Below are 7,780 nucleotides of genomic sequence, written 5' to 3'. Positions count from 1 at the left end.
CACATTTAGTATAGAGCCTTATTATTCATAACCGGGATGCGACGCAAGATGTCGTTCAAATTTTAAAAGAAGAGAAGGCCGAAGAAGTAGGAGGAATTATGCATTGCTTTAGCGGAAGTGTCGAAACAGCTAAGCAATGCGTAGATATGAATTTCTATATTTCACTTGGTGGACCTGTGACCTTTAAAAATGCAAAAAAACCGAAAGAAGTAGCGAAAGAAATTCCGCTTAATCGGTTATTAATTGAGACGGACTGCCCTTATTTAGCTCCCCATCCGTACCGAGGAAAGCGTAATGAACCGGCCTATGTAAAATTAGTAGCTGAACAAATTGCTGAACTTAAAGAAGTATCTTACGAGGAAGTCGCAAAACAAACTTATGAAAATGCATTAAAATTATTCGGCATCAATCGATAAGAAATGTTGTCGGAATTTATAAAAAATTGTCTTTTTGTTTCCTTTTTCACTTAAATTCTACAAACAAAGAATTGCTCATGAAAAGCCTTGTCGAGAAGTATTCCTTCCATTTTTTTAGACCGTATAGCATAATAGGTAATATCTTCAAAGTTAGAGTAGTAGGTTGACAGGGGGAGGGATACTCTATATAATCTCTCGGAGAGAAGGAGGCGTTTTTCATGAGCAATTTTAGGAGCATGAAAAGCCTGTTTTCGGAGTCGATGAGTACAAAGAAATGGCTAATTGCTATTAGTAGTTTCGTAGTTTTGGTGGCGGTTGTAGGGATTCTTTTTTACGAAGGAACAAAGAAAACAATCGCGGTTGAATTAGATGGAGAAAAGAAAGTCGTTAATACACATGCAGATACAGTCAAAGAATTGCTTGATGAATTAAATATTTCTTTCGACTCAGCCGACTACTTGTTCCCCTCGGCAGATACCGTCTTAACAAATGACGTCACTGTTGTATGGGAACCGGCAAAACAGGTGACCCTTTTCCTAAATGATGAACCAAAAGCGGTAGAGACAACTGCAGATACTGTTGGTGATTTGTTAAAAGAGCAAAATCTCGACCTCAATGAGCATGATATAGTTGAACCGAATATTGATCAAAAGATTACCGAAGGCATGGAAATTGCGATCAAGAAAGCATTTGAAGTAACGCTTATTGATGGTGGAAGCGAGAAGAAAGTTTGGTCCACTTCGACTACGGTCGCTGACTTTTTAGAGCAACAGGAAATCAAACTAAATGATTTAGATAAAGTAAACGTTGCTTTAGATAGCGTTGTTAATGCAAATGATGTAATCGAAATCATCCGAGTTGAAAAAGTCACCGATGTAGTGGAAGAACCAGTTGATTATGCAGTTGTCACGAAAAAAGATTCGAAATTATTAAAAGGACAACAAAAAGTTATTCAATCTGGTCGAAAAGGGTTAGTGTCCAAAACCTATGAAGTCGTATTAGAAAATGGAAAAGAAGTTTCTCGAACGTTAGTAAGTTCAAAAACGATTAAGGAAAGTGTTGATAAAATTGTGGCTGTCGGAACGAAAGTGTTAACGGCTGAAGCGTCCCGTGGCCAATCGTCAAACGGGAAAGAACTTGTTGTTACAGCAACAGCGTATACCGCTTATTGTAACGGTTGTTCCGGTATTACCGCAACGGGGATTAATTTAAAAACGAATCCAAATATTAAAGTTATCGCTGTTGACCCTAGCGTGATTCCGTTAGGTACGAAAGTATATGTCGAAGGTTACGGTTACGCAGTTGCGGCAGATACCGGATCGGCGATTAATGGATACAAAATTGACGTATTCTTCCCAACGAAATCTGAAGCGTATCGTTGGGGCAATCGAAAAGTCAAAATCAAAATTTTGGACTAAATTAAGCAGAGGGGGTTCCTTCTGCTTTTTTCATTTAGGAACTGAGGCGGTATAATAGACGATGAACAAAATATTACTTTCATTACATTAGACGAACAATATGACAAAAATGTTTCAATTTTTTAGGAGGAAAAATGAAAATTAAAGAAATTATTGTGGTGGAAGGGAAAGATGATTCGGTAGCTATTAAGCGGGCCGTTGATGCGGATACCATCGAAACGAACGGGTCGGCTATATCGAAACATACGATTGAACAAATACGATTAGCACAACAAACCCGGGGAGTGATTATTTTTACTGACCCGGACTTTCCTGGAGAAAAAATTCGTAAAACGATTGCTGAACAAGTACCGGGGTGTAAGCACGCTTTTTTAAAAAGGGAAGACGCCAAGCCTACATCCGGTAGAGGGATTGGGATTGAATATGCAACGCCTGATGCCATAAGAGAAGCACTTCAAGGGGTTCATATGATGGAGCAACCTCTTGAAGAATGGATTACCGCCCAAGAGCTTTTAGATGCGGGGCTCATTGGTGGAAATAAAGCAAAAGAGCGCCGTGAAAAGCTGGGGGAAAAATTAAAAATCGGATATACAAATGGAAAACAGCTCCATAAGCGACTGCTAATGTTTCAAATTACAAAAGAAGCGTTTGAACAAGCTTTAAGAGAAGTACTACAGGAGGAACAAGATGCATAAAGATATTGCGACACCAAATCGAACAAAAGAAATTTTAAAAAAATACGGCTTTTCCTTTAAAAAGAGCCTCGGTCAAAACTTTTTAATAGACCCAAATATTTTACGGAAGATTACCGATGCTGCAAACCTTACCCAAGAATCAGGGGCGATTGAAATTGGCCCAGGAATTGGTGCCTTAACTGAGCAATTAGCACGAGCTTGCAAAAAAGTGGTGGCCTTTGAAATCGACCAACGATTGTTGCCGATCTTAAATGAAACACTCGCTCCGTATTCAAATGTAGACATTATCCATTCCGACGTGTTGAAGGCCAATGTCAAAGAAATCATTCATGAGCGGATGGCAGGAATCGAAGATATCATGGTGGTGGCGAATTTACCGTACTATGTAACTACACCGATTATAATGAAATTGTTAACAGATAACCTTCCGATTCGCGGATTAGTAGTGATGTTACAAAAAGAGGTTGCCGATCGGATGACCGCTCGTCCTGGAACGAAAGATTACGGTTCATTATCGATTGCGGTTCAATATTACACGGATGTGGAGATCGTGATGAACGTGCCCAAAACCGTGTTTGTTCCTCAACCTAATGTGGATTCAGCTGTTATACGATTAACCCGTCGGTCGACTCCTCGAGCTGTCGTAAAAGATGAGTCTTTCTTTTTCCAGGTGACGAAAGCATCTTTTGCCCAACGTCGGAAAACGATTTTTAATAATCTTTCAAGTCAACTTCCAAGCGGAAAAGAAAAAAAAGAGGCGATTTTGGCAGCACTTGAACAAGCGAATATTGATCCAAAACGAAGAGGGGAAACGTTAACGATTGAAGAATTTGCTCGTCTATCGGATCAATTATATCCTTATTTCCAGTAATCAGTCATCTATGGATGACTGATTTTTTATTTGACAGAAACCCACTTTTTTCGTTAATGAACACACCACTCAAGCCCCTTGTGCATAGCTTATGAAAGAATAGTGTCATAGTGGGGTAGTCGTAATATTCCAAAAAGACGCTCGTAATTGGAGATGAAGCGTGTGAAAATAAAGATTCATTCCGTTGTTGGTCGAAAATCGTACAATAGCGATATTTTATTTCGTGTCATTGATATAAAAGAAGTAAATGGGAAACAAGTGGCCATCTTATACGGAGAAGATTACCGTCTTATGGCGGATGCCCCATTCGATGATTTAGTCATCATTGATTCCCATGAGTATCGTCGGCTCACCAATACGTTTCGATCACTTGAAGAACAATCGTACGAGTTATTTCGACAAGATATGAACCTCATTAAGCAAAAGCAAGAGTACCAAATGACGAACGGGTATCATTATGATTTAAATTTTTTTCAAATTCCAGGGAAAGTTCTTCACTTAGATGGTGACCCTAATTATTTAAAAAAATGTATGGACTTATATGAACGGGTAGGGGTTCCGGTATATGGGGTTCATTGTAAAGAGACGGAAATGCCGTATCAAATCGGTGGGCTTATTGAAAAGTACCGTCCAGATATTTTAGTGATCACCGGTCATGACGCTTATTCAAAGTCCAAAGGAACGATTGATGATATTAACGCCTATCGACATTCGAAGGATTTTGTTAAAACGGTGAAAGAAGCGAGGAAAAAAGTTCCTCATCTTGATCAGCTCATTATTTTTGCAGGGGCATGTCAATCCCATTTTGAGTTGTTAATCCGTGCGGGAGCTAATTTTGCTAGTTCCCCTAACCGCGTCAATATTCACGCATTAGATCCGGTATATATTGTTGCCAAAATTAGCTTTACTCCCTTTAAAGAATACGTCAATGTATGGGATGTGTTACGAAATACGTTAACAGGTGACAAAGGGTTGGGAGGAATTGAAACAAAAGGGGTGCTCAGAACTGGAATGCCCTTTAATCGGCTCCAACCAAAAATTGATCAGTAATGCCAGACAACAATGTTGGCATTATTTTTTTTGTGGCAGGAAGGTAATGTGATTTTTTTTACATAATTGTGTGCACAAAAGGGTATGCTAAAATTGTTGATTTTTGTAGACATAAAACCATTGACAACTGAAGTTAAAGGTTGATAAAATTATTTATTTATTTGACGAAACTTACATATTGTGCTATAATTTAATCAGCGAGGTGGGTAAAAAGATGCCAAAAACATTGTCTGATATTAAAAAAGCTCTTGATTCTAATTTAGGCAAACGGTTGTTGTTAAAGGCCAATGGTGGAAGAAGAAAAACAATTGAGCGTTCTGGGATTTTAACAGAAACATACCCATCTGTATTTGTGGTAGAACTAGACCAAGATGAGAATGCATTTGAGCGTGTTTCTTACAGCTATGCAGATGTGTTAACAGAAACAGTTCAATTAACCTTCTATGACGAAACATCAGGAAACGTTGCAATGGGTCGGCAGTAGACGAAAGTTTGCTGCTTTTATTTTTTTCGATTGTACGTATGGACGACCAAATGGCTGGTTTATGATTAAATTGAAAAAACTTGTTCCTTAAGAAGCATCTACCATGAATGCTTCTTTTTTATGCTTGTTACATCTGATGAATTGGTCGTTTGTCATCCATACTAATAAAGGCATGCTAATGAAGGAGGATGTTTTTTGAGTAGAAGAAGACGTACGATGTCAATGCAGTTCAAAGAGCAACTGGCAAAAGATTTGGGGTTTTATGACGTCGTAAAGCAAGGAGGATGGGGCAGTATCACATCCAAAGAAGCTGGAAATATGGTGAAACGCGCCGTTGAAATTGCCCAGCAGCATTTAGCACAACAATCCATGAACCAACAAAAATAAGGAAGTTAGCATGCCTGAGAAGACCAAAAGAACGAGTTGGTCTTCTCTATTACTACATATACAAAAACAGACTTGATTATATAAAATAAATGGTGAAATAACTTATCTTTCTTTAACTAATTTTTCATGGTAAAATACAATGTTTGTATACGTTAACTATAGATTACAGGAACGGAAATTGCTCGAGAAAAAGTAGGTGAATTCGTTGAAGTTAATGGTAAAGGCACCAGCCAAAATTAATTTATCGTTAGACGTCTTACATAAACGCCCTGACGGTTATCATGAAGTAGAAATGGTGATGACCACGGTTGATTTAGCTGACCGAATTGAATTGACGGAACTAAAAGAAGATGAAGTAAAAATAGTGACCCACAACCGATTTGTCCCTGACGATCACCGAAACCATGCCTATCAAGCAGCGCAATTGTTGAAGGATACTTACGGTATTAAAAAAGGGGTTCACATTGAGATTAACAAGGAGATTCCAGTAGCAGCCGGGTTAGCTGGTGGAAGTAGTGATGCGGCTGCTGTTTTACGTGGTTTAAACGAGCTTTGGAAGTTAGGTTTAAGTTTGGACGAGTTAGCCCAACTCGGTTCACAAATTGGTTCAGATGTATCATTTTGTGTATATGGAGGAACGGCGTTAGCGACTGGCCGTGGGGAAAAAATTAGCCACCTTCCATCTCCGCCCAATTGTTGGGTGATTTTAGCGAAACCAGCTACCGGAGTTTCTACTGCAGAAGTGTATAAAAATTTAAATTTACGACAAATTCAACATCCAAATACAAAAGGGATGATTGAAGCCATTTATGAACAAAACTATGAAAAAGTGTGTGAACATGTGGGGAATGTCCTTGAAAGTGTTACTTTACACATGCATCCAGAAGTGGCTCATATTAAAGAACAAATGAAACGCTTTGGTGCTGATGCAGTGTTAATGAGCGGTAGCGGACCGACCGTTTTCGGGCTTGTGCAACACGATTCACGTTTGCAACGTATTTACAACGGACTTCGTGGTTTTTGTGACCAAGTATATGTTGCTCGCCTATTGGGAGAATAAATTCTTGATAAAAACCGTACATTAGTGATATATTTACACTAAAATATTCGGTTTTTACTTCAGAGGTGACCAAAGATGAAATTTCGTCGCAGTGAGCGTTTAATTGATATGACTCACTATTTGTTAGAGCGGCCAAGACAATTGATTCCATTAACTTTTTTCTCTGAACGGTATCAAGCAGCTAAATCATCCATTAGTGAAGATTTGTCCATTTTAAAAGAAACGTTGGAACATCGAGGAATTGGGACGTTAATGACGGTACCTGGTGCCGCTGGGGGAGTGAAATATTTCCCTAGTATTAAAAAAGAGGATGCGGAACAGCACGTTAAGGAGCTTTGTGAACGAATTGCTGATCCAGAACGTTTATTACCTGGTGGGTATTTATATATGACAGATATATTAGGGGACCCACAAATGATGAGAAAAGTAGGGAAACTATTAGGCTCAGCATTTCACGATAAAGAAATTGATGTCGTTATGACGGTAGCAACAAAGGGAATTCCGATTGCGTATGCAACAGCGAATTATTTAAATGTACCTGTAGTTATTGTTCGTCGTGATAGTAAAGTGACAGAAGGCTCAACAGTAAGTATTAACTATGTATCTGGCTCATCAAAACGAATTCAAACAATGGTGTTATCGAAACGCAGTTTACGTGAACATTCCAATGTGTTAATTGTAGATGATTTCATGAAAGCTGGTGGAACTGTTAACGGAATGAAAAGTTTGCTTGAGGAATTTAATGCTTCCGTTGCAGGAATTGGAGTATTAGTCGAATCTGAAAAAGTCGAAGAAGAACGATTAGTAGATGATTATGTGTCTCTTGTCCGTTTGACTGATGTAGATGTAAAAGAAAAGCGCATCAGTGTGACCGAAGGAAACTATTTTTCTAAACCTATTTCATTTTTATAAGGAGGAGATTCCCGATGCGTACCGTTTCAACGAAACAAGCTCCAGCGGCCATTGGTCCATATTCTCAAGGGGTAATCGTGAACAATTTATTTTTTAGTTCTGGTCAAATTCCGTTAACGCCAGAAGGAAAAATGGTTGAAGGAGATATTAAAGAGCAAACCCATCAAGTTTTCCGAAACTTGCAAGCTGTTCTTCATGAAGCTGGTGCATCGTTAAATACTGTCGTGAAAGCAACAGTATTTTTAAAAAACATGGAGGATTTCGCAGCTGTTAATGAAGTGTACAGTCAATATTTTAGTGAGCATAAGCCCGCTCGTTCATGTGTCGAAGTGGCTAGACTTCCAAAAGATGCGTTAGTAGAAATTGAAGTAATTGCACTCGTGAAATAACACGAGTGCTTTTTTAATTAAAAGTCTCTGTTATAAGTCATTGTTGATTTTTAGCAAGTTATTCACATGAAGCGAATGGCGGCGACTCCAGCGGGAAC

General features: G+C 38.7%; 9 protein-coding genes and 1 pseudogene. All 10 read left to right on the top strand.

Translation table 11 applies throughout. The features are described from left to right. Positions 1-17: 17 nt before the first annotated feature. A pseudogene (locus ABES52_RS06910) lies at positions 18-416 on the top strand (TatD family hydrolase); the annotation flags it as partial. A 218-nt stretch (positions 417-634) separates the two neighbouring features. Further along, on the top strand, positions 635-1,834 hold the full coding sequence (locus tag ABES52_RS06905; RefSeq protein ID WP_429650266.1) for a ubiquitin-like domain-containing protein: 1,200 nt from the start codon (positions 635-637) through the stop codon (positions 1,832-1,834). 134 nt (positions 1,835-1,968) lie between these two features. Continuing rightward, entirely contained in the window at positions 1,969-2,529 is a 561-nt protein-coding gene (gene rnmV, locus ABES52_RS06900) for a ribonuclease M5 (protein WP_429650264.1), read from the top strand. Beyond that, positions 2,522-3,400 carry a 16S rRNA (adenine(1518)-N(6)/adenine(1519)-N(6))-dimethyltransferase RsmA gene (gene rsmA / locus ABES52_RS06895; RefSeq protein ID WP_429650262.1) on the top strand — a complete coding sequence of 293 codons (879 nt, stop codon included), beginning with the start codon at positions 2,522-2,524 and terminating at the stop codon, positions 3,398-3,400. Before rnmV ends, rsmA begins: the two co-directional genes overlap by 8 nt. Positions 3,401-3,553: 153 nt before the next feature. Further along, the gene (yabG, locus tag ABES52_RS06890) at positions 3,554-4,450 is read left to right on the top strand and encodes a sporulation peptidase YabG (RefSeq protein WP_429650268.1); all 897 of its coding nucleotides are present in this window, start codon (positions 3,554-3,556) and stop codon (positions 4,448-4,450) included. 214 nt (positions 4,451-4,664) lie between these two features. Next, on the top strand, positions 4,665-4,934 hold the full coding sequence (gene veg / locus ABES52_RS06885; protein ID WP_429650260.1) for a biofilm formation stimulator Veg: 270 nt from the start codon (positions 4,665-4,667) through the stop codon (positions 4,932-4,934). Between the two features lie 195 nt (positions 4,935-5,129). Continuing rightward, a complete protein-coding gene (locus ABES52_RS06880; protein WP_429650258.1) occupies positions 5,130-5,321 on the top strand; it encodes a small, acid-soluble spore protein, alpha/beta type in 192 nt (63 codons plus the stop codon). 205 nt (positions 5,322-5,526) lie between these two features. Next, positions 5,527-6,381 carry a 4-(cytidine 5'-diphospho)-2-C-methyl-D-erythritol kinase gene (gene ispE, locus ABES52_RS06875; protein WP_429650256.1) on the top strand — a complete coding sequence of 285 codons (855 nt, stop codon included), beginning with the start codon at positions 5,527-5,529 and terminating at the stop codon, positions 6,379-6,381. Positions 6,382-6,456: 75 nt separating this feature from the next. Beyond that, positions 6,457-7,293 (top strand): pur operon repressor, encoded by an 837-nt coding sequence (gene purR / locus ABES52_RS06870; RefSeq protein ID WP_429650254.1) that lies wholly within the window; start codon positions 6,457-6,459, stop codon positions 7,291-7,293. A 14-nt stretch (positions 7,294-7,307) separates the two neighbouring features. Further along, positions 7,308-7,682 carry a 2-iminobutanoate/2-iminopropanoate deaminase gene (gene ridA / locus ABES52_RS06865; RefSeq protein WP_429650252.1) on the top strand — a complete coding sequence of 125 codons (375 nt, stop codon included), beginning with the start codon at positions 7,308-7,310 and terminating at the stop codon, positions 7,680-7,682. Positions 7,683-7,780 lie beyond the last annotated feature (98 nt).

Origin of the sequence: Aeribacillus pallidus, from assembly GCF_050478865.1 — a bacterium.
GTDB lineage: Bacteria > Bacillota > Bacilli > Bacillales > JACDOC01 > JACDOC01.
This window is presented reverse-complemented; position numbering and strand designations above follow the sequence as displayed.